This window comes from Oleiharenicola lentus (assembly GCF_004118375.1).
Lineage (GTDB): Bacteria > Verrucomicrobiota > Verrucomicrobiia > Opitutales > Opitutaceae > Lacunisphaera > Lacunisphaera lenta.
In genome coordinates, this window is the sequence record NZ_SDHX01000001.1 from 609654 (window position 1) to 631469 (window position 21816).

At 65.7% G+C, this 21816-nt stretch carries 20 protein-coding genes; 13 read left to right on the forward strand and 7 right to left on the reverse strand.

The features are described from left to right. The first annotated feature begins 159 nt into the window (after nt 1-159). Genes ESB00_RS02470 through ESB00_RS02480 form a run of 3 tightly spaced genes read left to right on the forward strand, consistent with a single transcriptional unit; the run spans nt 160 to nt 2359 of the window. Nucleotides 160-915, forward strand: a complete 756-nt coding sequence (locus tag ESB00_RS02470) for an exodeoxyribonuclease III (protein WP_129046144.1) — start codon at nt 160-162, stop codon at nt 913-915. Continuing rightward, nucleotides 912-1418, forward strand: coding sequence for an SET domain-containing protein (locus tag ESB00_RS02475; protein ID WP_129046145.1), 507 nt, complete (start codon nt 912-914; stop codon nt 1416-1418). Before ESB00_RS02470 ends, ESB00_RS02475 begins: the two co-directional genes overlap by 4 nt. Before the next feature lie 38 nt (nt 1419-1456). Further along, complete coding sequence (locus tag ESB00_RS02480; RefSeq protein ID WP_129046146.1) at nt 1457-2359, forward strand: carboxylesterase family protein; 903 nt, start codon at nt 1457-1459, stop codon at nt 2357-2359. Nucleotides 2360-2366: 7 nt separating this feature from the next. Here the strand turns inward: ESB00_RS02480 and ESB00_RS02485 are convergent, their stop codons facing one another. Then, entirely contained in the window at nt 2367-2837 is a 471-nt protein-coding gene (locus ESB00_RS02485) for a hypothetical protein (RefSeq protein ID WP_129046147.1), read from the reverse strand. A gap of 84 nt (nt 2838-2921) precedes the next feature. Here ESB00_RS02485 and ESB00_RS02490 point away from each other — a divergent pair, with 84 nt between their 5' ends. After that, the gene (locus ESB00_RS02490; RefSeq protein ID WP_129046148.1) at nt 2922-3416 is read left to right on the forward strand and encodes a CinA family protein; all 495 of its coding nucleotides are present in this window, start codon (nt 2922-2924) and stop codon (nt 3414-3416) included. A gap of 124 nt (nt 3417-3540) precedes the next feature. Beyond that, nucleotides 3541-4353, forward strand: coding sequence for a hypothetical protein (locus ESB00_RS02495; RefSeq protein ID WP_129046149.1), 813 nt, complete (start codon nt 3541-3543; stop codon nt 4351-4353). 75 nt (nt 4354-4428) lie between these two features. Here the strand turns inward: ESB00_RS02495 and ESB00_RS02500 are convergent, their stop codons facing one another. After that, entirely contained in the window at nt 4429-5115 is a 687-nt protein-coding gene (locus tag ESB00_RS02500; RefSeq protein WP_129046150.1) for a lipid-binding SYLF domain-containing protein, read from the reverse strand. A gap of 230 nt (nt 5116-5345) precedes the next feature. Then, nucleotides 5346-5720, reverse strand: a complete 375-nt coding sequence (locus tag ESB00_RS02505) for a metallopeptidase family protein (protein ID WP_129046151.1) — start codon at nt 5718-5720, stop codon at nt 5346-5348. Nucleotides 5721-5860: 140 nt separating this feature from the next. On the opposite strand from ESB00_RS02505, the gene ESB00_RS02510 reads away from it, so the two are divergent. The 4 genes from ESB00_RS02510 to ESB00_RS02525 all read left to right on the forward strand — a co-directional run bounded on the left by ESB00_RS02510 (nt 5861) and on the right by ESB00_RS02525 (nt 9767). Continuing rightward, a complete protein-coding gene (locus ESB00_RS02510; protein ID WP_129046152.1) occupies nt 5861-6310 on the forward strand; it encodes a Spy/CpxP family protein refolding chaperone in 450 nt (149 codons plus the stop codon). A 151-nt stretch (nt 6311-6461) separates the two neighbouring features. Then, nucleotides 6462-7730 (forward strand): BaiN/RdsA family NAD(P)/FAD-dependent oxidoreductase, encoded by a 1269-nt coding sequence (locus ESB00_RS02515; protein WP_129046153.1) that lies wholly within the window; start codon nt 6462-6464, stop codon nt 7728-7730. A gap of 114 nt (nt 7731-7844) precedes the next feature. Beyond that, the gene (locus tag ESB00_RS02520; RefSeq protein ID WP_129046154.1) at nt 7845-8798 is read left to right on the forward strand and encodes an AEC family transporter; all 954 of its coding nucleotides are present in this window, start codon (nt 7845-7847) and stop codon (nt 8796-8798) included. A 225-nt stretch (nt 8799-9023) separates the two neighbouring features. Beyond that, complete coding sequence (locus ESB00_RS02525; protein WP_129046155.1) at nt 9024-9767, forward strand: TerC family protein; 744 nt, start codon at nt 9024-9026, stop codon at nt 9765-9767. Between the two features lie 115 nt (nt 9768-9882). Here the strand turns inward: ESB00_RS02525 and hpf are convergent, their stop codons facing one another. Together hpf and ESB00_RS02535 are read right to left on the reverse strand one after the other, a co-directional pair. Then, on the reverse strand, nt 9883-10266 hold the full coding sequence (hpf, locus tag ESB00_RS02530; RefSeq protein WP_164975991.1) for a ribosome hibernation-promoting factor, HPF/YfiA family: 384 nt from the start codon (nt 10264-10266) through the stop codon (nt 9883-9885). Nucleotides 10267-10503: 237 nt separating this feature from the next. Next, nucleotides 10504-12834 carry a Tex family protein gene (locus ESB00_RS02535; RefSeq protein WP_129046157.1) on the reverse strand — a complete coding sequence of 777 codons (2331 nt, stop codon included), beginning with the start codon at nt 12832-12834 and terminating at the stop codon, nt 10504-10506. Between the two features lie 210 nt (nt 12835-13044). Between ESB00_RS02535 and ESB00_RS02540 the strand changes: the two genes are divergently transcribed. The 3 genes from ESB00_RS02540 (at nt 13045) to ESB00_RS02550 (ending at nt 16886) form a co-directional block, all read left to right on the forward strand. After that, nucleotides 13045-14067, forward strand: a complete 1023-nt coding sequence (locus tag ESB00_RS02540) for a Gfo/Idh/MocA family protein (RefSeq protein WP_129046158.1) — start codon at nt 13045-13047, stop codon at nt 14065-14067. A 274-nt stretch (nt 14068-14341) separates the two neighbouring features. After that, nucleotides 14342-16177 carry a DUF885 domain-containing protein gene (locus tag ESB00_RS02545; RefSeq protein ID WP_129046159.1) on the forward strand — a complete coding sequence of 612 codons (1836 nt, stop codon included), beginning with the start codon at nt 14342-14344 and terminating at the stop codon, nt 16175-16177. A 94-nt stretch (nt 16178-16271) separates the two neighbouring features. Then, on the forward strand, nt 16272-16886 hold the full coding sequence (locus ESB00_RS02550; RefSeq protein WP_164975992.1) for a DUF4253 domain-containing protein: 615 nt from the start codon (nt 16272-16274) through the stop codon (nt 16884-16886). A gap of 43 nt (nt 16887-16929) precedes the next feature. On the opposite strand, the gene ESB00_RS02555 is transcribed toward ESB00_RS02550, so the two are convergent. Together ESB00_RS02555 and ESB00_RS02560 are read right to left on the reverse strand one after the other, a co-directional pair. Continuing rightward, nucleotides 16930-17799, reverse strand: a complete 870-nt coding sequence (locus ESB00_RS02555; RefSeq protein ID WP_129046161.1) for an alpha/beta hydrolase family protein — start codon at nt 17797-17799, stop codon at nt 16930-16932. Nucleotides 17800-17970: 171 nt separating this feature from the next. Then, nucleotides 17971-18696 (reverse strand): TrmH family RNA methyltransferase, encoded by a 726-nt coding sequence (locus ESB00_RS02560; RefSeq protein ID WP_129046162.1) that lies wholly within the window; start codon nt 18694-18696, stop codon nt 17971-17973. A gap of 265 nt (nt 18697-18961) precedes the next feature. Here ESB00_RS02560 and ESB00_RS02565 point away from each other — a divergent pair, with 265 nt between their 5' ends. After that, complete coding sequence (locus ESB00_RS02565) at nt 18962-21769, forward strand: TonB-dependent receptor (RefSeq protein WP_164975993.1); 2808 nt, start codon at nt 18962-18964, stop codon at nt 21767-21769. Nucleotides 21770-21816: the final 47 nt, after the last annotated feature.

Genomic DNA, 21816 nt, shown 5'->3' on the forward strand with positions numbered 1-21816 from the left:
CTGCGGGTTTTGTCTTATGGCGAGGCACGCGCGTGGGCGGCGAGCTTGCTCGCGCCGGGAGCCACCAAGGATAATCGTGGCGCCAGCGCGCTGGCCGCCCCCTTGGCCGGAGGGGAAAATGGGTTGCCGCGCGGACCGGTTTGGCCCGGACTGGCCGCCATGAAATTGCTTTCCTGGAACGTGAACGGCGTGCGCGCCGCCCTCGGCAAGGGCCTGCTGGACTGGATGAACGCGAGCAAGGCCGACGTGATCACCCTGCAGGAGGTCAAGGCCACCGCCGGCGACGTGCAGGGCGTGACCTGGCCCAAGGGCTACGAGCTGGTGTGGAACGCCGCGCAGAAAAAGGGCTACAGCGGCACCGCGCTGTTCAGCCGCAAAAAGCCGCTCAGTGTGACGCTCGGCCTCGGTTCGCCGGAGCACGATGCCGAGGGCCGCGCCATCACGGCGGAGTTCGACGAGTGCCATGTGGTCGGCGTCTATGTGCCCAACGCGCAGCCGGAGCTCGCGCGCCTCGGTTTCCGCCAGGCCTGGGACAAGGCGCTGCTCGCCCACGCGAAGAAGCTGGAGAAGAAGAAGCCCGTGCTGTTCTGCGGCGACCTGAACGTCGCCCACGAGGAGATCGACCTGGCGCGGCCGAAGGAAAATGTCGGCAACCCCGGCTTCTCCGACGAGGAGCGCGCCGGATTCCGCGACTATCTCGCCGCCGGTTTCATCGATACGTTCCGCCAGTTTGAGAAAGGCGCCGGTCACTACAGCTGGTGGACCTACCGCGCGAATGCCCGCGCCAACAACGTCGGCTGGCGCATCGACTACGTCATGGCCTCGGCCGCGCTAAAACCACGGCTGAAGCGTGCGTGGATCGAGTCCGACGTGCACGGCAGCGACCACTGCCCGGTGGGCGTGGAGTTGAAATGAGCCGCGGTGCGGTGCGGGCAAAACTGCCCGCCAATATTTGCCGCCTCCGCTCGGGCCTGCACGGGTGGGGGCTCTTTGCGCGCGATTTTATCGCGCAGGACACCCGCATCATCGAGTATGTCGGCGAGCGCATCACGAAGGCCGAGGCGCAGCGGCGCGAGGACCGCCGCCTGGCGCGCCGGGCGGCCGGCGGGGACGGGTGTGTGTATGTTTTCGAGGTCAACCAGCGCCACGACATCGACGGCCAGGTGCAGTGGAATCCCGCGCGGCACATCAACCACTCCTGCGCGCCGAACTGTGAGGCGCAAATGGGCCGGGGGCGGATCTGGATCGTCGCGCTCCGCGATATCGCGCCGGATGAGGAACTGACCTACGATTACGGCTTCAGCTATGCCGAGTCCCGGCATCATCCGTGCCATTGCGGGGCCAAGGACTGCGTGGGCTTCATCGTGGATCAGGCCCAACGCTGGCGGGTGCGGCGGGCCTCCCGGGGTTTGAAGTAAGCCGGAAACTGGCTACGTCTTGCGCCACCCCATACCCCATGCGCCCCTTATTCGCCGTGCTGCTGGTGGTCGTGTTGAACGCAACCGTCCTCGCCGCTCCTTCCGAACCGCAATTGCTCCGCGTCACCTACCCGAGCCCGGCGCTCAAGGCCGAGCGCGACTACTTCGTGTATCTGCCGCCGGGTTTCGAGAAGCAGGAGAAGTGGCCGGTGATTCTTTTTCTCCACGGCAACGGGCAGCGGGGTGACGGCAAAGGCGAGCTCGATTATGTGCTGGAACACGGACCGCTCTTCGAGGCCTGGTGCCAGCGGCGGGATCTGCCGTTCGTGATCATCGCCCCGCAGATGCCGATGCAGGACCAGGGCGGGCTGGACTACATCAAGGACCGGACGCCCGACCAGATCCCGCGCCGGAAGCCGGAAGGCACCAACCCGCTGCGTTGGTTTCCCCGCAGCCAGTTGCCGATGGACGGCGTGCGGTCCGAGCCGTTGCCGGCCGAGCTGGGTGACTTGCGGCAGGATCCGCGGGGGTGGAACATCCTGGAGCGCGACCTGCTCGCGATGATCGACACGGTGATCGCCCGATACCGGGGCGACCCCCGACGGGTTTACCTGACCGGTCTGAGCCTGGGCGGGGAGGGCAGCTGGGCGCTCGCGGCCGCCCACCCGTCGCGGTTCGCCGCGGTCGCCCCCGTCGTGGGTTATGGCCCGCCGTCCGTTGCCCCCGCGCTGGTGGCGGCGCGCCTGCCCGTGTGGGTGTTTGCCGGTGGTCGCGACACCGCGGAGCCGCTGCAGTACTTTTACCCGCTGGTGAACGAACTCGAAAGACTGGGCCATCCCGGCGTGCGCTTCACCATCGAGGCCGATCTCGGCCACGATGCGTGGATGCGCGTCTATGCCGGCCAGGACCTCTACGACTGGTTTCTCGCGCACACGAAGTGAGCGGTCCTCACTTCGCCGGGGCGAACAGTCCGGCCAGTTCCTTCTTCGGATTGATGAAGCGGATGGCGGTGATCTTGCCGGCATCGTCGAGCGTGAGCACGGTGAGCTTGTCCTCCTCCGTCGGGTAACGGGCGAGGAAGTTCTCGGCGTCGGCGAGGAGGATGCGATGCGGGTATTTGCGCATCTTCGGCAGGGCGAAGGCGCGGCCGATGCCCGGCATGCCGTGGATGTTCGCGATGAAGAGGGCCCGGTGCTGGTCAAGGAACCCGGCGGGCTGCTCCTCGAAGTAGCCGTTGGCCGCCTTGCCGCTGCCCATCTCGAACGAGACGATGACCAGGCGAGCACCGCCGGTGTAGGTGAAGGTGCGGTCGTGCTGGTCCTTGGTCGTGAAGGCTTCGAAGGTGTCGCCCACCCGGTAGGGCGCGGCGGCGAGGCCGAGGGTGACCAGGCAGAAAAGGAGCAGGGTGCGGATTGGCATGGCCGGAGCGAAGCAAAGATGCCGGCGAAAGGACACCGCGAAAACAAGCGTGCGCCGGGTGCCGGACCACGCCAACATCGACGCATGAGCACCGCCGCCGAGATCAAGTCACTCATCCTGCGTCACCCGAAGCTGACCTTGGCCGCGGCCGAAAGCCTCACGGGCGGGCAGGTGCAGGCGCGCCTCACGTCGGTTTCGGGCGCTTCGGAGTATTTTCTCGGCGGGGTCACCGCCTACTCGCTCGCACAAAAGGTGAAGCTGCTCGGGGTGAACCGCGTGCACGCGAAGACGGTGGACTGCGTGTCGCAGCGCGTGGCGGTCGAGATGGCCGCCGGTGCGGCGCAGCTGTTCGGCGCCGACCTCGCGGTGGCCACGACCGGCTATGCCGAGCCCGCACCCGCGAAGAAGGTGCGCACGCCGCAGGCGTGGTGGGCGCTTTGCCACCGGCATCGGGGTGCGGCCGTGGTGCTCTCGGGACAGATCGAGATACCGGGCGCCGATCGCGTCACCGTGCAGGAGCGTGTCGCCGAGGCCGTGCTAGCCGAGGTGGTGAATTATCTGCGGCAATTTCGCGGCTAGACCGGAAGCGGGTGGGTCGCGCTGTAAGAAATCCCGGCGTTTCGCTACGTGGCTCCACGTATGGCGGAGAGTGCAAACGATTGGTATCTTGGAGGTGTCACTCAACTCCCTGACTTCTCCACGCATGCACCTGCTCCGCGCCCTCCGCACATCCTCCCTTTGGCTTGCTGCCGCCCTCGCGTCGCAGGCTCTCGCCAGCCCGATCCTCTATTACACGCCGTCGTTGGTGAGCAACGGCTTGGGCAAGCCCAGTTCAAGCCAGTTTACCACCGCGGTGACGAATGCGTTCGGTGCGGGCAACGTGATTGAGATCCCGACCTTCAACAACGCCGCCGACTTCGATGACGGCGCGGCGCTCTTTGTGAACGCGCGTCTTGGTGCCGACAGTCTGTCGGCGGCGGAGAAATCCAACCTTTTCAGTTTCATCAACGATGGAGGTGCGGTCTTCTTCATCGGCGACCACTCCGGCTGGACCACTTGGGACGACTCCTTTCTCAACCTTTTTGGCGACAGTTTTCTGCACTGGAACGGGGTCAATGCTGCGTCGCTTGTGACTGGCAACGCTCCGGCCCAGTTCGCATCGGCCGGACAGGTTCTTCTCAGCGCCCCGGGGGCGATTGCGGGAGGCAATGGCAAGAAACTCTACACCGTCTTTGGAAACGGAGGGGGCCGGGCCATGTCCGCGCTCTACGGCCCGGAAGATAACGCCATCGCGTTCCTCGACACGAGTGCCCTCAGCGGCAACACCGCCAGTCATCTCGCTTTCTACAGCGGCCTCAGCTCCTGGCTCTTCGAGACGGCCAGCGCCTACGAACTGTCCAAGCAGCCCGTTGTGACTCCTCCTTCAGGCAACACCGTGCCCGACTCGATGCCGGTGCTCGCGATTGCGCCGGTGCTTTTCGGCTTCGCGTGGTTCCGCCGCCGGGTGCGAATCTGAGGCGAGGTATCGGTCCAAAAGAAAACCCGCCGGGATCAGGCCGGCGGGTCGAGGTGACCAGAAGGTTGCGCGCGCTTACTGCGTGAGGCGCGTGACGTAGTCCATGAGGAACTTCGCCTCGGCCGGGGGCTGCACCCAGTCGCTGTAAAGCAGCTCGGGCATGCGGTGGGTGGCGTTGTAGAAGAGTTCGTTGGCTTTCTGGTTGGGCGTGAGGTAGCCGGTCTTGAGGGTCGCGCCGGCATAGAGCCCTTCCTGCGTGGAATACATGTAAACGTTCGCGTCGCCCGGCAGATACTTGGTGACGGCCTCGCTCTCGGCGGCGCGGATGCCGGCCACGGCCTTGGCGTCGGCGCCGAGGTTCATGCGGTTGCGCAGGAGCAGGCGCGCGGTGTTGTCGTCCATGAGCAGATAGACCGCGTTGATGGCCTTGGCGCCGGCCTGCAGGCCGAAGCTGAACTCGCCCGCCTTCAGGAAGGCCGGGACCGACCATTTGCCATTGGGACGGCGCACCATGGCGACGCCGTAGCCGTCCTTGATGCCGAAGATCAGGCCGCCTTGAAACTGGTTGATGATCACAATGCCCTTGGCGCGGCGGAGGTCCTGCGGGGCGATGGCGGTTTTGACGTTGCCCTGGATTTCCTGGAGGATGGCCTCGCAGGAATCGAGCTGCGTGATGACGTTTTTGCGCGTGAGATTGCTGGCGGCGGGCAGGCTGACAGCCAGGGCGACCAGGCAGAGAACGGCGGTGAGGAACTTCTTCATTGGTTGGTGATGGACAGCAATCGGACCGGGTGGTGCCAGAATGCTGTTTGGGGACTAAACACATTCACCGGGCGAAAGAAAGCCTGAGTTAGCACCCCCGGAGGACGAGGTTGGGTTTGCCTTCAGGCAGGAGGAGGGCCCTTGAGTTGTGGGCGGTGAGCTTGTTCACGCACGAAATCCGGAAAGTAAACGTGGCGCCAGCAAGCTGGCCGCCCACCCGTAAGCCACCCTCACTCCAAGCCCCGTTCGGCGACCTCGTCTTCGTCCCAACCGAGGTAGTGGCCGAGCTCGTGCAGGTAGGTCAGGCGCACCTCGTCACGGTAGATGGTTTCGTCGCCCTCGGCGTAGTCCCAGAGGTTTTCGAGGAAGAGCAGGATTTGGGGTGGCAGCGGAGTTTCATCGGAGCGCAGCTCGGCGCCATGCTCGTGGCCCACAAACAGTCCGAGGATGTCCGGCTCCCAGCCCTCGGCGACGATGGCCTCGTTGGGGTGAGGTTCGTAGCACACCGGCACCTGTTCCGCCACGGTGCGCACTTCCGGCGGCAGGCGCCGCGGGGCGGCGCCGACGACCTGGCGGGCGAGGGTGGTGAGGCGGGAAAAATCCATGGCGGCAAAATCAGTAAATCACAGATGGACACGGATGCACGCAAGTCGTCGAAAGAAAATCCGGCGGCCGAGAAACCTCCTGCGGGGCGCTGCGTCTCTTCCCCCGTAACCAACAGTAAGTCTACCTCATCACTATCCTCATGAAAAACTCACGTTCCCTCCTCCTCGCGCTCAGCGCCGTTCTGATTTCTGTCACACCCGTCCTGCGGGCCGCCGATCAAGCCCGTCCCGATGGTCCGCCTCCCGGCGAGCGTCGTGAGCGGATGGAAAAGGCTGGCGACCGCATGGCCGAGGCCCTCGGCCTGAGCGACGACCAGAAGGTCCAGATGAAGGCGATCGGCGACCAGGAGCGCGCCGAGATGCAGGCCCTTCGGGCCGATACCGCCCTCGCCAAGGAAGAGCGCAAGGCCAAGGTCCAGGCCATTCACCAAAAATACAAGGCGCAGCGCGATGCCCTGCTTACGCCCGAGCAGAAGGTGAAGGCCGACAAGTTCCGCGAAAAGGGCCGCGAGCGCATGGAGAAGGGCGGCTTCGGCGACGGCCCCGGCGCCGAGCGCCGCAAGGAGCGCCGCGAGCAGTCCGGCACCTGACCGACTTAACTTAGCCACGGGTTCGACACGTGGTGTGTGCAGACGCCGCAACCCAGGGGTGGGTTGCGGCGTTTCCTTTTTCGTGGACAGCCCGCTGGCGTGCGCCGGTCTTTAGTCTTCCCAGTCCGCCGCCGGCCGGCACGCTCGCCGCATGCAGAAGCGTCACATCGCAGTCGTCGGCGGCGGGGCCGCGGGCTTCTTCGCCGCCATCACGGCGGCGGAGGCGTCGCCCGATTGCGTGGTCACGATCTACGAGGCCACCGCGCACCTGCTGGCGAAGGTGAAGGTGTCCGGCGGCGGCCGCTGCAACGTCACCCATGCCTGCTTTGAGCCACGCGAACTGGTGAAGCGCTACCCACGCGGCGGACGCGAACTGCTCGGCGCCTTCTCGCGCTGGCAGCCGCGCGACACGGTCGAGTGGTTTGAGGCGCGCGGGGTGAAGTTGAAAACGGAGGAGGACGGCCGGATGTTTCCGGTGACCGACAGTTCGCAGACGATCATCGACTGCCTGATGGGTGCTGCGCGCACGGCGGGCGTGGTGATCCGCACGAGCTGCGGGGTGAAACAGGTGGATGGCACGCTCCGCGCGCCGTCGGCGGAGACCGCGCGCGAAGCGCACGGTCCACCCTTTACGCTGCGCCTTACCACCGGCGAAACCGTCACGGCCGACCGCGTGCTGTTGGCGGCGGGCGGCAACCGGTCCAACGCTGGCTTCACGATCGCCGCGCAGTTCGGGCATACGATCGAGCCGACCGTGCCGTCACTGTTCACCTTCAACATCAAGGATCCGCGCCTGACGGATCTCGCCGGCGTGTCGGTGGAGGAGGCGGCCACGGAAGTCGTCGGCCAGAAGGCGTTGCGGGAACGCGGCCCGGTGCTGGTGACGCACTGGGGCCTGAGCGGTCCGGGCATCCTGAAACTTTCCGCGTGGGGCGCGCGCACGCTCAGCGCATGCGGTTACAAGTTCACGCTGCGCGTGAACTGGGCGCCGAGGTTCAATCCTGAAACGGCGCGCGCCGCGCTCGAGCAGGCGCGGGCGGCGAATCCGAAAAAGCAGCTCACGACCTGGAGCCCGCTCGGGGTGCCGTCGCGGCTGTGGGAGCGCCTGGTCGTCGCCGCCGGGCTCGCGCCGGACGCCATCTGGACCGGCGTGGGCAACCCGGCACTGCGCGCGCTCGCTGCCCAGGTCTGCGAGGCGGAGTTCGCCGTGGACGGGAAGAGCACGTTCAAGGATGAGTTTGTCACCTGCGGCGGCGTGCGGCTCGGCGAGGTGGATTTCAAGACGATGGAAAGCCGCCTCGTGCCCGGCCTGCACTTCGCCGGTGAGTTCCTCGACGTGGACGGCATCACGGGCGGTTTCAATTTTCAGAACGCGTGGACCACGGGGCGGTTGGCGGGACTGGCGATGGCGGGCGGGTAGGGCGAGTCGTCCCGGACGAGCCGCGGCTCATCCTGAGGATTCGCCCTACCTAACCTGTCGGGTGGGAAATTGGGATTGTTTCCGTCCACTGTCGTCTGTGCTCTGTTTCCCTCCATGATGTCCTACGGCCAGTTGTTCCTCGCGGTGGCGCCGGTGATCGCGCTCATCGGGCTCGGGCTGCCGTTGCGGCGGCTGAACTGGATCAGCGAGGCCGGTGAGGAGACGCTGCTCAACCTCATCGTGCGCGTGCTCACCCCGGCGCTGATCTTCGAGTCGGTGGTGCGGCGCGCCACCGTGAGCGACGCGGGCGATGTGCTCTTGCCACCGCTGGCGGGTTTTCTGCTCACCACGGTCTCGCTGACGGTCGGCTGGTATGCGGCGAAGGCGCTGGGGCTGACCATCGGACACGGGCTGCGGACCTTCGCGCTGGCAGTCGGCCTGACGAACTACGGCTATTTGCCGCTGCCGATCATGGACCAGGTGTTCGGGCCCGAAAGCCGGGCCTGGCTGTTCATGCACAACGCCGGCGTCGAGGCGGCGATCTGGACGACCGGTGTGCTGATCGTCACCGGCGAGTCGCCGCGTTCGGCCTGGCGGAAACTTTTGAACATGCCGCTGCTCGCGCTCGGGGTGGCGCTGGCGGTGAAACTCACGGGCCTTGGGGCGCACATTCCCGAGGTGGTGTGGACCTTCATCCACGCCCTGGCCGTGTGCGCGGTGCCGCTCGGCCTGCTCATGACCGGCGCCAGCTTCGCCCCGCATCTCAACGATCCCAAGCAGCTCGTGAATCCCCGGGTGATCGCCACCGCGTGGCTGCTGCGCCTGGCGGTGTTGCCGTGGATTTTCCTGCTCGCGGCCCGCTACGCCCCGGTGCCGGTGGAGCTCAAACAGGTGCTCGTCGTGCAGGCGGCCATGCCGACGGCGGTTGTCTCGGTGATCGTCGCGCGGATTTATGGCGGGCAGCCGTTGGTAGCGGTGCAGATCATCCTCGGCACGACCGCGCTGGCGGTGTTCACCATTCCGTTTTGGATCAAGTTCGGCCTGGCGTTCGTCGGATTGGTGCCGTGAGCAGTGTCGTCACCACAAATACACGAAAGTCGGGCCAGGTCCGGGTGGCGCTGATGCCCGGGCGGCATTTTTGTCTCTGAGTTGGACGGCTTTTCGCGTGGTTGGCGTTTTTCGTGGTTAACAGACTGGCAGGTGGTTTGGAAACGATCCCGCGGCTATCCACCGGCTGGCGGATTGACGGGCGGGGTGGGTTCCGACTGACTCCGCGGGCACACACCTTCCACCATGGATTTTCTCGCTGATCCCCAGATCTGGATTTCTCTCTTCACGCTCACCGCGCTCGAAATCGTGCTCGGCATCGACAACGTGATCTTCATTTCGATCCTCGCCGGCAAGCTGCCGGTCGCGCAGCAGGACAAGGCCCGCAAGACCGGCCTCATGCTCGCGCTCGTCACGCGCATCCTGCTCCTCTGCAGCATCACCTGGGTGATGAGCCTCACCAAGGTGCTCTTCACGCTGCCGGTCATGGATGTGCCGGTCACGGGCAAGAGCCTGATCCTGCTCGCCGGCGGCCTGTTCCTGATCGGCAAGAGCGTCATGGAAATCCACGAGAAGCTCGAGGGCGCGGACGGCCACGCTACCAGCACCCTGGGCAAGGTCTCGTTCAACGGCGTGATCTTCCAGATCCTGCTCCTCGACATCGTGTTCTCCCTCGATTCCGTGATCACGGCCGTCGGCATGGCCAACCAGCTCTGGGTGATGATCGTCGCGGTGATCATCGCCCTCGGCGTGATGCTGGCCTTCGCCGGCGCGGTCAGCGACTTCGTGAACAAGCATCCGACGCTCAAGATGCTCGCGCTGAGCTTTCTGATCCTGATCGGCGTGATGCTGGTGGGCGATTCGCTCGGCCACCACATCCCGAAGGGTTACATCTACTTCTCCATGGCCTTCGCCTTCGGTGTCGAGATGCTCAACCTGCGCCTGCGGGCCAAGGCCAAGCCGGTCGAACTGCACCAGCCGTATCGGTGAGGGTCGCGTTTTCCCGTGTAGCAAGGGTCGGCCCTTGGGCCGACCTCGCTTGGTTAGGTCGCCACAAGCGGCGACCCTACCAGGAAAATGCGGGGACCGGTGACCCGCGCTGCAATCAAACCTTCGGCAACGGCGCGCCGAGCTCGGCGGCGTGCGGGTGGTTGCGGTTGTCCTTGCGGCGGCCGTGGCGCTCGCGGAGCAGGGCGTCGAGCTTGTCCACCAGCAGGTCCACCGACTTGTAGGCGTCCTCGCTCTGCACGCTGGCAATCAGGTCGGGGCCGCTGATCTCGATCCGGCCCTTGGCGATGAACTGGTCCTTGGCGCCGCGCGTCTTGTCGAGCTCAAGGTCGAGGCGGATGCGCAGGATGTGGTCGTTGTGGCGGAGGAGGCGGGCGGCCTTTTCCATCGTGATCCGGCGCAGGGCGTCGGTCAGGTCGAGGTGGATGCCGCGGATGATGAACTTCGTTTCGTCGATGGGCTGGGAGGTGGGATGGGTCATACGCTGAGTATGACTCATCGTGCGCCAAAACGTGCGATGGAATCGTCGCCCAAAATCCAACTTGCAGGATTCGGAATGTGCAAAATCAGGCGCGCTTGTTGCAGTGCGGATCGTTGTAGGGCGGGATTTTCAAATCCCGCCTCGGGCACGATGTTGCCCTCGATGAAGGCGGGGTTGCTTCGCCAGCTCCGCCAAGCCTCCGTCGGAGACCCCGCCCTGCAAAAAGATCGTTCCGTCCTACTTCTTCTTGTTCAGCGCGGCGGTGAACCAGTCGTTGTTGAGCGACTGGGGGGCGGCGGGTGGGCGAGTGACGGGCGGCGCGCTGCGCACGCCGCTGACCGGGCGCGGAGCGCCCGGTCCACCTTGGCCCAGCGGTGCCTTCGGACCGAGCACCGGCTTGCTGCGCATCGAGAGGGCGATGCGCTTCCGCGCGAGGTCCACCTCGGTGACGGTGACCATCACCTTCTGCTGCGGCTTCACGACCTCGGCGGGATCCTTCACGAAATTGTCGGCGAGCTGAGAGACATGGACGAGGCCGTCTTGGTGGACACCAATGTCCACGAAGGCGCCGAAGGCCGTGACGTTCGTCACGATGCCGGGGAGCTTCATGCCGGGTTTCAGGTCCTCCGGCTTGTTCACGCCCTCCTGGAAACTGAAGGCCTCGAACTTCTGGCGCGGGTCGCGGCCGGGCTTGGCCAGCTCGGCCATGATGTCCTTGAGCGTGGGCAGACCGACGTCGGTCGTGACGTATTTCTCCAGTTTGATCTGTTTGCGCAGCTTCTCCTCGCGCATGAGTTCGGCGACGCTCGTGCCGAGGTCGGCAGCCATCTGCTCGACGAGCGCGTAGCGTTCGGGGTGCACGGCGGAGCCATCGAGCGGGTGGGCGGCGTCGCGGATGCGGAGGAAGCCGGCGGCCTGCTCGAAGGCCTTGGGTCCGAGGCGCGGCACGTCGAGCAGCTCGGCACGCGTCTTGAACGCGCCCTTCTCGTTGCGGCGCGCGACGATCGCGGCGGCGGTCGTGGCGTTGAGCCCGGAGACATAGCTAAGGAGCTGCTTCGAGGCGGTGTTGAGCTCGACGCCGACGCCGTTCACGGAGCTGATGACGGTGTCATCAAGCGAGCGCTTGAGCGCGGGCTGGTCCACGTCGTGCTGGTATTGGCCGACGCCGATGGACTTCGGGTCGAGCTTCACGAGCTCGGCGAGCGGGTCCATGAGGCGCCGGCCGATGGAAACGGCGCCGCGGACGGTGAGGTCGTGGTCGGGGAACTCCTCGCGCGCGACGTCGCTCGCGGAGTAAATGGACGCGCCGGACTCGTTGACCATGACGACCGGGATATGCGGCGGCAGGCCGAGCGCGCGCACGAAGGCCTCGGTCTCTCGGCCCGCCGTGCCGTTGCCGATGGCGACGGCCTCGACGTTGAAGAACTTCACAAAGCCGAGCAGCTTCTCCTTGGCCTCCTCGGCATGGCGGTCGGGGAAGACGACGTCGTTGTGCAGGAGCTTGCCCTGGCGGTCGAGCAGCACGGTCTTGCAGCCGGTGCGGAAGCCCGGGTCGATGGCCATGACGGCCTTCTGCCCGAGAGGGGCGGAAAGGAGCAGCTCGCGGAGGTTGTCGGTGAAGACCTTGATCGCGGCCTCGTCGGCGCGCTTCTTCGACTCGATGCGCATCTCCGTCTCGATGGCGGGCGCGAGCAGGCGCTTGCAGGCGTCGGCGGTGGCGAGGCGCACCTGTTCGCCGCAGGACGACTTGTTCTTCACGAAGAGCGTCTCGACCTCGGCGAGGGCGGTGAGTTCGTCGGCCAGCGTGATGCGCATGATGAGGAACCCTTCCTTTTCGCCGCGGCGCATGGCGAGCACGCGGTGCGACGGGGCCTTGGCGAGCGGTTCGGACCAGTCGAAGTAGTCCTTGAACTTCGCGGCCTCGGGATCGGTGTCCTTGCCGTAAAGCACCTTGGAGGAGACGGTCGCTTGCGCGCGGTAAACGACGCGCAGCTTCTCGCGGGCGGTGGCGTCGTCGCTGATGCGCTCGGCGAGGATGTCGCGGGCGCCGGCGAAGGCTTCTTCGGCGTTCTCTATCTTGCCCTTGGTGCTCTTGCCGTCGTCGAGGGTGAACTCCTTGCCCACGTAGGCCTGCGCGGCGGCCAAGGCGTCGGTGGCCGGGTCCTGCGCCCAGAGCAGCTCGGCGAGCGGTTCGAGGCCTTTCTCCTTCGCGATGGTGGCGCGCGTGCGTTTCTTCGGGCGGTAGGGCAGGTAGATGTCCTCGAGCTTGGTGAGCGTGTCGGCCAGCGCGAGGGCGTTGGACAGGGCGTCGGTGAGCAGGTTGCGCTCCTTGAGCGAGGCCACGATGGCAGTGCGGCGTTCGTCCACCTGGGCCATCTGCTCAAGGCGGTCGCGGATGGCGGTCACCTGCACCTCGTCGAGTTCGCCGGTGGCTTCCTTGCGGTAGCGCGAGATGAAGGGCACGGTCGCACCCTCCTTCAGCAACTGGGCGGTCGCGGCGACCTGGTGGACCTTGAGCTTCAGCTCCTCGGCGAGGCGGATGACGTGTTCGGGGTTGGGAGAATCCATGAACGGAGAAAGGGAAGCCGCCGAGTGCAATGCGTGCGGCGCGGCGTGCAACCGCGAATTCGCGGAGATGGGGGCAAAAAACCGCAAAGGCCAAAGGTCCAGACGCCAAAGAAACTCCAAAGGGTAACATCGAAATTCGATTTTGTGATTTATTTGGAGTTTGGCGCTTTGGGATTTGGCGTTTGGTGCAGCCGTCGTTTCAGTGCCCCGATGTCGAAGAGGCTAAACTGGGGCATCCTCACCACGGGCTGGATCGCGCGGAAGTTTGTCACCGATCTGCTCCAGTCGCAAACGGGGCGATTTGTCGCCGTCGGCGCGCGCAACCTGGCCGACGCGCAGAAGTTCGCCGCCGACTTCGGCGGGGCCAACGCCCACGGCAGCTACGAGGCGCTGCTGGCGGACCCCGCGATCGAGGCCGTCTATATCGGCACGCCGCACCCGTGGCACGCGGAGTGGGCCATCAAGGCGGCGCAGGCGGGCAAGCACATCCTCTGCGAGAAGCCGCTCACGCTCAGCATCGCCGACACCGAGCGCGTGCTCGCGGCGGCGAAGCGGCACGACGTGCTCTTGATGGAGGCCTACATGTATCGCTTCCACCCGCAGACGCGGAAGGTGGTCGAACTGGTGCGCAGCGGCGCGCTCGGCGAACTGCGGCTGATCCGGGCCTCGTTCAATGTGCTGATGGATTTCAACCCCGAGCACCGGATGTTCAAGAAGGCGCTCGGTGGCGGCACGATCCTCGATCTCGGCTGCTACCCGATCACCTTCTCGCGCCACATCGCCGGAGCGGTCCAGGGCAAGGATTTCGTGGAGCCGCTTGAGTTCCACGGCACCGGTCGCCTGCGGGCGGAGGTCGGCACCGATGACTTTGCGACGGCCGTCGCAAAGTTTCCCGGCGACATCCTCGCCGAGCTGTCCTGTGGCGCGACCGTGCTCAATGACAACTCCGTGCAGCTGCACGGCACGGCCGGCTGGGTCGACGTGCCGCAGCCCTTTGTCCCCGGCCTGCTCGGGCAGGAGGAAAAAATCATCCTCCACCGCCGCGACGCGTCACCCGAGGAAATCATCATCCGCAGCCCGGGCGTGGGGCTCTACGCCTACGAGGCCGACGCCTTTGCCGAGGCCCTCTGGCGCGGCGCTCGTGAAGTCCCGCTGGCCACGCACGCCGACACCCTCGGCACGGCGCGCCTGCTGGACCGGTGGCTGGCGGGCGTGGGTGTGAAGTATGGTTAGGTCGCGTCCGCAAAATTCACCACACCCCGTCGCTTCGCGCCACCCCTCTCCAGAGGGGACCCAAACCGCCGTCTGACCAGATCCCCTCTGGAGAGGGGTGCCCGCAGGGCGGGGTGTGGGAGGATGAACGTTTGCCGGTGTATTGCTCGCTCCGCCTTTCTTCGCTCCGCCCTCCAGCAAAGCGCGGCCGGTCGGGAGACCGGCCCTCCAGTCTTTCCGCCGCTCGTCGCACCGGGCTTGCCGCAGGGCGGCGGCTGGCCACACTCCGCTGCAAATGAAATTCCGTTCCTTGCTCACCGGCGCGGCCCTGGCTGCGGCTTTCACCCTCAACCTTGCGGCCTCGTCCGCCATCACGAAGGACGCCGTCATGGCCGAGCGCATCGCCGCCGAGTCGGCCAAGGCCAACGCGTTTTTCGACCGCGTGTTCGACGAAAGCGTGGACCGCAGTCCGATCTCGCAGGGCTACCTCGGAATCAAGAAGGACCACGACAAGTGGGATGACTTCTCCGAAGCCAACCGGTTGGCCGAGTTCGCCATCACCGTGCGCGAACTCGCCGCGTTGAAGAGCACGGTCAACTTCGACCTGCTGGATGAGCAGACGAAGATGAGCTACCGGCTCTTTGTCGCGCAGGCGGAGCAGACCATCGAGGGCTGGAAGTGGCGCAACCACGACTACGTCTTCACCCAGATGGGTGGCCAGCACACCGACGCGGCGGCCTTCCTGATCAACTTTCACGAGGTTGCTAATACGGCCGACGCTCGCGCCTACATCACCCGCCTGCGCGCGCTGCCCGGAATGTTCGACCAGCTCATCGTCCGCGCCGAGGCCCAGGCTGCGCGCGGCATCCAGCCGCCGAAGTTCGTCTATCCTCTGCTCATCGAGTCATGCCGCGAGATCATCAGCGGCGCCCCCTTCGAGGCCGGCGAAAAGAAGAGCGCCCTGCTCGGGGATATCGAGGGCAAGGTCGCCGCCCTCAAGGACGCCGACGAGGCGACTAAGGCGCAGCTGGTCACCGACGCGCGGGCGGCGCTGCTCGGCTCGGTCCGGCCCGCCTACGAAAAGCTTATCGCGCTCTTCGAGGCGCAGGCCAGGGTCGCCACCGACGACGACGGCGTGTGGAAGCTGCCCGAGGGCCGTGATTACTACAATTTCATGCTACGCAACCACACGACCACCGCACTCGGCGCCGACGAGGTGCACGAGCTCGGCCTGCGCGAGGTCGCGCGCATCCACGCCGGCATGATGGAAATTGCGCGGAAGACCGGATTCAAGGGCGACCTCGCCGCGTTCCTGAAGTTCATGCGGGATGACCCACAGTTCAGCTACCCGAGCACCGAGGAGGGGCGCACGGCCTATGTTAAGCGCGCCGAGGCCGCCATCGCGACCATGACCGCACGGCTCGACGAGTTCTTCGGCGTGAAGCCCAAGGCCGGCCTGATCGTGAAGCGGGTCGAGCCGTTCCGCGAGAAGGGCTCGGCCGCGGCGTTCTACAACCAGCCCTCGGCCGATGGCTCGCGTCCCGGCATCTACTACGTCAACACGCACGACATGCGCGGCCTGCCCATCTGGGAGCTGGAGACGCTGGCCCACCACGAGGCCATTCCCGGCCATCACATGCAGAACGCGATTTCGCAGGAGCTGGAAAACATGCCCAAATTCCGGCGCTTCGGCGGCTACAACGCCTATGGCGAGGGCTGGGCGCTCTACGCGGAGTATTTCCCCAAGGAGTTCGGCTTCTATCAGGATCCGTATCAGGACTTCGGCCGGCTTTCCGACGAGCTGCTGCGCGCCGTGCGGCTGGTGGTGGACACGGGAATTCATGCCAAGAAGTGGACGCGCCAGCAGGTGCTGGACTATTTCGGCGCCAACACGGCCGCCTCCGCCGTCGAGACGCTCGCCGAGACCAACCGCTACATCGTGTGGCCCGGCCAGGCCACGGGCTACAAGATCGGCATGATCAAGATCATCGAGCTGCGCGAGCTCGCGAAGCGGGAGCTCGGCGCGAAATTCGACCTCCGCGCCTACCACGACCTCGTGCTGAAAAACGGCGCCCTGCCGATGAGCCTTCTCGAGGAGAACGTGCGGGCTTGGATCGCCAAAGCGAAATAGCGGCTTCCCCCTGTCGAAGAATTGATGAGTTATGTTTGAGCAACCTTTCTTAATTAAAGCTTCGGCTAGAGTATTTCGACATCACTTTGCTCTCTTGCTGCTGTTCGTTACCTGCGCCAATGGCCGAGCTTCCCTTTCCTCGGACGAGGAGGTGCTGGTAAAGGGTCTAGGCTTCGATCCGGTCGCAATGAATTCGGTCAAGGCGCTCGGCAGCTCGCTTGAGCGCCTGATGGGGCGTTCAGTGGACTTCCAGCGAGTTCCTGCTGCCGGCGTAGTCTTGCTGACCAAGCCGAACGAAGGGCATACGGTGCTCATTGCGGTGCGCCGTGTTTTGGCGGGCTCATCCTACTCAGCCTACCTCAACGAGCAGGCATTCGGCCATGGGCCTGACAGGGTTGCGATCATGAAGACCAGCGACCCCTACGCGTATCTGGCGGTTGTCCGGACCGACGGTGTGAATTACGATATCGATCACGCCCAAGTGATTGCTCGCTACCGAGAGTTGACCAAGCGATACGGTCTTTTGCTGGTCGGTGCTGGGCAAGACTGGCTGGAAGCGAAATTCTCACGCCAGCCGGAAGATTGGAAGGTCTTTGCCAAGGAAGTATACGCATTCTGTCCCGATATCGTGGATCAGGGCACGGGAACCGTTGAGGCACTGGCGCATGAGATGCGCCGGACAAACACGCTTTACTTGTGGTGGGACTGATATGGCCAAGCGCGCGACCGTTGCGGTTGCCCTCAAGTTCAAATCACTTCAGTCCCAACTCGCGCACCAACCAAGCCACGCGGTCGGCGGCGACTTCGGGCGGGTGGAGGCCGTGGTCGGCGTCGTAGGTGGCCATCTGCTTGCGCGGGCCGGCGGCGGCGTAGAACTCGGCGGCTTCCTCGGCGGTGACGTAGAAATCGCGGCTTGCGAACTGGAAGAACACCGGGGCGGGAGCGAGTTTGCCGACGAAGAGGACGGGATCGATGGTGGCGAGCTGCGCCTTGTAGCTTTCGAGGTCCTTGGGCTGCTGGCGGAAAAGGAACCAGTCCACGAAGTGCGGCGTGGGGGCCATGAAGACGCAGGTCTTGGCCCGGCGGTCGAGCGCCTCGGCCATCATGCCATACATCGCGCCGAAGTCGTGTCCAACCAGGGCGACGCGCGTGGGATCAATGCCTGGTTGCGCGAGGAGCAGATCCATGGCGCGACGGAGCTCGATGACCTGGCGGATGGCGTGGGCATAGTCTTCCTCGGGGATACGGTTCTTATACCAGCCCGGCTCGGCCCACATGCCTTCGACGAGCAGCGACACCACGCCGCGGCCGGCGAGCGTCACGGCCTCGTCGAGGAACTGCGTGCGGTTGGTCGTCTTCGGATCGCCGAGCCAGTGGACGTAGAGGATGGCCGCGTGTGGGCCCGAGCCGGTGGCGGGCGAAACGAGATAGGCCTTCACCGGTTTGCCGGCGGGCGTGAAGGTGAGGTCGCGCACGAGCGCGGCGCCCCGTGTCTCGCGTCCGGCTTCCTGCACGTTGAGCGGGGCGGTCTTGTCGTAGGCGAAGAGGTCGGCGGGGGGCGGAGATTCGGCCGCGAAGACCGAGGCGAATGCGAACAACAGCAAACCCACGTAACCTGTCATTCTGATCCCGCGGCCGCGGGAGAAGAATCCAGAGGAGGGCGGAAGTGTTACTGGATCCTTCGCTTCACTCATGATGACAGGCTGGGGTGAGTGGATTGGGGTAGTTTGCATGGGTGCAGGCTGGCTTAACCCCGCGGGGCGGGCAATCCCGTCGCGATGAACTGCAGGAAATCAGCCGCCACCCGCCCGCCGCAGGTTGTCGCAGACAATGGCGGCGGCGATGGCGGCGTTGAGGGACTCGGCGCCGCCGTATTTGGGAATCGTAATCCGGCCGGTCAGGCGTGCGGCCACGGCGTCGGAGAGGCCGCGGCCCTCGCTGCCGATGACGATGATGGCGTCCTTGAGCGGCTTCAGCGCATGGACGTCTTCGCCCTGGAGATCGCAGCCGAGGACAGGCACCGTCACGCTGGCCAGGGCTTCGGCCAGCGGAACGGTGTGGGTTTTCACGCGGGCGAAGGAGCCCATGCTGGCGTTGACGACCTTCTGGGAAAACAGGTCGGCGCAGTCAGGCGAAAGCAGCACGCGGGCGCAGGCGAACCAGTCGGCGATGCGGAGGAGCGTGCCGACGTTGCCGGGGTCCTGAATGCCGTCGAGGGCGAGCGTGAGGCCGTGGTCGAGCGCGCCGGCGGCGAGCGGGGCCCGCGTGATCTTGCCCACGGCGAGCACACTGGACGGGGTGGGATAGTGGCTGAGCCGGTCCATCTCGGCGGCGGTGATGTCCACTGTGCGCGCACCGGTCCAAGCGGGCGTGGCGTAGATGTCCACGAGCGGAAACTTCGCCCCGAGCAGCTCGGCCACGACCTTCTCGCCCTCGACCACGAAGAGGCCGAGTTCCTCGCGGTGCTTCTTCTCCTGCAGCGAGCGCAGGCGCGTGATCTCGGCTTTGGTGAGGGGCATGGCGGCGAGCAAGGCAGCGCGAATGGGGTTTGGCAACTGTGGCGGCGGTGGGTTGGCGGAACTTTGCACTGTAGGGTCGGTGCTTGCGCCGACCTATCGCACGAGGTCGCCGCAAGCAGCGACCCTACAAGAAGAGGACAATCCATCTGGCAACGCACCAACCCCGCTTTGTGACGGCCGTGTTTCGCACGGGTTAAGATCCCGCGACGGACGCGGTCGCGCGTTGACCGCGGATTTTGCGCGCGTGCAGGGTCGCGGCCGACTTATGCAAACCAAGAATCCACGTGCGGGTCTGCCCGCCTTTTCCCTGTTCCTGCGCGCCGCGTGTGTGGCGCTCGCCCTGATCGGCGCTTCGTTGTCCGCCCAGTCGGCCGGCTCGCTTGGCGGCCGGGTGACCGACGCCTCAACGGGGCTCGCTCTCGCGGGCGCCCGTGTGACGCTGGCCGGCACCGACCTGGAGACCTACACCGGCACGGCGGGCGACTACTCCCTCGCCGGCGTGCCCCCGGGCAGCTACAGCGTCGAGGTGAACTACGTCGGCTATCCCGGCGTGGCCCGCAGTGTCGAGGTCAACGGCGCCACCCGGCTCAACGTCGCCTTCAACAGCGAGACGGTCGAGCTGGACAAGCTCGTGATCGAGGGCGCCGCGGTCGGCACGGCCCGCGCTATCAACCAGCAGCGCGCCGCCGCGACGCTCACGAACATCGTCGCTTCCGACGAGATCGGCAACTTTCCCGACCAGAACGCCGCCGAGGCAATCCAGCGCATTCCCGGCATCTCGCTCTACCGCGACCAGGGCGAGGGCCGCTACATCGTGCTGCGCGGGCTCAACTACAACTTCACCTCGGTCAAGGTGAACGGCGGCTCCTTCGCCGGCGCCGATCTCGGCGAGCGCGCCACACCACTCGACGTGATTCCCGCCGATGCGCTCGCGGCGATCGAGGTCACCAAGGTCCCGACGCCCGACATGGACGGCGAGGGTCTCGGCGGCCAGGTGAACATCAAGACGAAGAGCCCTTTTGAAAATGACGGCCTCGCGGCGAGCTTCAGTGCCCAAGGCCAGTTCGCCGACCAGAGCGGCGAATACAGCAGCAAGTTCAACGGCTACGTCTCGCAGCGCTTCGGTTCGGACCAGCAATACGGTTTCCTGATCGCCCCGACCTGGCAGGAGCGCAAGTTCGGCTCCCACAATTACGAGACCGGCGGCGCGTGGGTGTCGCCCTCCGACAACGGCACGCCGTTCTACACGCCCGAGGCGCTGGAGTTTCGCGACTACGTGATCAACCGCGAGCGCTACGGCGTGACTGCGGCCTTCGAGGCCCGCCCCGACACCGGCACGGTGTTCTACGTCCACGGCGGCCACAACCGTTTCACCGACACCGAGAGCCGCCACCTCACGATCTTCGACTTCACCGAGGGCACCCTGAACACCGCCTCGGTCACGGCTGACTCGGCGACCTATACGGCGCTGCGCCGCTACGGCCGTCGCCTCCGCATCCGCGAAAAGGACCAGGAAGTCTCAACGCTCACCGCCGGCATGGAGAAGCAGGCCGGCGCCTGGAAGTTCGACGTGCAGGCCGGTTACACCAAGGGCGACGAGCGCCGTCCCGACGAGCTGACCGCCCGCTTCCGCCGCAACACCCGCGACGCCTCCATCCGTTACGACGCCAATGGTCCCTACACGCTCAGCGTAACGCAGCTCGCCGGCGCGAGCTTCTTCGAACCGTCATCCTACAACTTCCAGCGCGTGGACCTCGCCAACGAGACCGGCAGCGAGACCGAGACCGACCTCGGTTTCAACGCCCGCTACGATTTCACCGGCAGCCCGGCCTGGGTGAAGTTCGGCGCGCTGTTCCGCAACAAGGAGAAGGAAGCCGAGGGCGAGGTCTATGAGCTGACCTCCGCTCCGGCCACGTTCACCTTCGTAAACCTCGCCGAGCCGGCCAGCGACTATCCCTACCTGCGCGTGCCGCGCATCAGTACGGCGGCGGTGAAGGAGGCGTTCTACTCGAACCGCAGCGCCTTCACCGGCGTCCGGCTGTTCGAGGACAGCGAGTTTGAGGACTTTGAGATCCAGGAGGACGTGCTCTCTGGCTACGTCATGGGCGGCACCTCCTTTGGCCGGCTCAATGTGCTCGGCGGCGTGCGCGTTGAGCGCACGGAATTCGAGACCACCGGCAACGAGCTTGATCTCGTCAACGAGGTGGCCACGCGCCGCAGCGCCGGCCGCAGCTACACGAATGTGCTCCCCGGGGTCCACTTCCGCTACGACGTGGACAAGAACCTGGTGCTCCGCGCCTCGTGGTCCAACTCCCTCGCGCGGCCCTCGTTCGGCGACAGCGCCTTCCGCTCGCTCGTGAACAGCGACGACCTCGAGATCACCCGCGGCAATCCCAACCTCAAGGCCCTCGAGGCCGTGAACTGGGATGCCTCGGTCGAATACTACCTGCCCTCGCTCGGCGTCGTCTCTGCGGCCGTATTCCGCAAGCAGATCGAGAACTTCTCCTACGAATACGAGGACCCGACGCCCGTCGTCATCGCCGGCGACAGCTACGACCTGACGACCTACGCCAACGGCTCCGACGGCTCGATCACGGGCGTCGAGCTGGCCTACCAGCAGCAGCTCCGTTTCCTGCCCGCGCCCCTCGACGGCCTCGGTGTGATGGCCAACATCACCTTCCTCGACAGCGAGGCGACCTACCCGACGCGTCCCGGCGAGGACGTGCCGTTCATCGGTCAGAGCGACCGCACCGGTAATCTCGCCCTCACCTACGAGAAGGCCGGCCTCTTCCTGCGCCTCGCGCTGAATTTCCGCACCGAGCGTCTGCGCGAGGACGAGCCGCTCGGCGGCGAAGCCTGGCAGGACCTCTACGTGGACGATTTCAAGCAGCTCGACCTCACCGCCCGCTACAAGCTCACCAAGAAATGGGAGCTCTACGGCGAGGTGCTGAACCTCACCGACGAGCCCTTCCGCGTCTTCCTCAAGAGTCCCGGCGCCAACCAGGGCAACCGTCTCGGCCAGGTCGAGGAATATGGCTGGAGCGCCAACTTCGGCCTCCGCTGGAAGCTCTGAGTTCGACTTGCTCCCCCGGGCCGGTGCGGCTGAAAGCCCGCCGGCTC

Bases quoted from the DNA above. Each gene is read 5' to 3' on its own strand.
- ESB00_RS02470 (WP_129046144.1), top strand. From the start codon at position 160: ATGAAATTGCTTTCCTGGAACGTGAACGGCGTGCGCGCCGCCCTCGGC.
- ESB00_RS02475 (WP_129046145.1), top strand. From the start codon at position 912: ATGAGCCGCGGTGCGGTGCGGGCAAAACTGCCCGCCAATATTTGCCGC.
- ESB00_RS02480 (WP_129046146.1), top strand. From the start codon at position 1,457: ATGCGCCCCTTATTCGCCGTGCTGCTGGTGGTCGTGTTGAACGCAACC.
- ESB00_RS02485 (WP_129046147.1), bottom strand. From the start codon at position 2,837: ATGCCAATCCGCACCCTGCTCCTTTTCTGCCTGGTCACCCTCGGCCTC.
- ESB00_RS02490 (WP_129046148.1), top strand. From the start codon at position 2,922: ATGAGCACCGCCGCCGAGATCAAGTCACTCATCCTGCGTCACCCGAAG.
- ESB00_RS02495 (WP_129046149.1), top strand. From the start codon at position 3,541: ATGCACCTGCTCCGCGCCCTCCGCACATCCTCCCTTTGGCTTGCTGCC.
- ESB00_RS02500 (WP_129046150.1), bottom strand. From the start codon at position 5,115: ATGAAGAAGTTCCTCACCGCCGTTCTCTGCCTGGTCGCCCTGGCTGTC.
- ESB00_RS02505 (WP_129046151.1), bottom strand. From the start codon at position 5,720: ATGGATTTTTCCCGCCTCACCACCCTCGCCCGCCAGGTCGTCGGCGCC.
- ESB00_RS02510 (WP_129046152.1), top strand. From the start codon at position 5,861: ATGAAAAACTCACGTTCCCTCCTCCTCGCGCTCAGCGCCGTTCTGATT.
- ESB00_RS02515 (WP_129046153.1), top strand. From the start codon at position 6,462: ATGCAGAAGCGTCACATCGCAGTCGTCGGCGGCGGGGCCGCGGGCTTC.
- ESB00_RS02520 (WP_129046154.1), top strand. From the start codon at position 7,845: ATGATGTCCTACGGCCAGTTGTTCCTCGCGGTGGCGCCGGTGATCGCG.
- ESB00_RS02525 (WP_129046155.1), top strand. From the start codon at position 9,024: ATGGATTTTCTCGCTGATCCCCAGATCTGGATTTCTCTCTTCACGCTC.
- hpf (WP_164975991.1), bottom strand. From the start codon at position 10,266: ATGACCCATCCCACCTCCCAGCCCATCGACGAAACGAAGTTCATCATC.
- ESB00_RS02535 (WP_129046157.1), bottom strand. From the start codon at position 12,834: ATGGATTCTCCCAACCCCGAACACGTCATCCGCCTCGCCGAGGAGCTG.
- ESB00_RS02540 (WP_129046158.1), top strand. From the start codon at position 13,045: ATGTCGAAGAGGCTAAACTGGGGCATCCTCACCACGGGCTGGATCGCG.
- ESB00_RS02545 (WP_129046159.1), top strand. From the start codon at position 14,342: ATGAAATTCCGTTCCTTGCTCACCGGCGCGGCCCTGGCTGCGGCTTTC.
- ESB00_RS02555 (WP_129046161.1), bottom strand. From the start codon at position 17,799: ATGACAGGTTACGTGGGTTTGCTGTTGTTCGCATTCGCCTCGGTCTTC.
- ESB00_RS02560 (WP_129046162.1), bottom strand. From the start codon at position 18,696: ATGCCCCTCACCAAAGCCGAGATCACGCGCCTGCGCTCGCTGCAGGAG.
- ESB00_RS02565 (WP_164975993.1), top strand. From the start codon at position 18,962: ATGCAAACCAAGAATCCACGTGCGGGTCTGCCCGCCTTTTCCCTGTTC.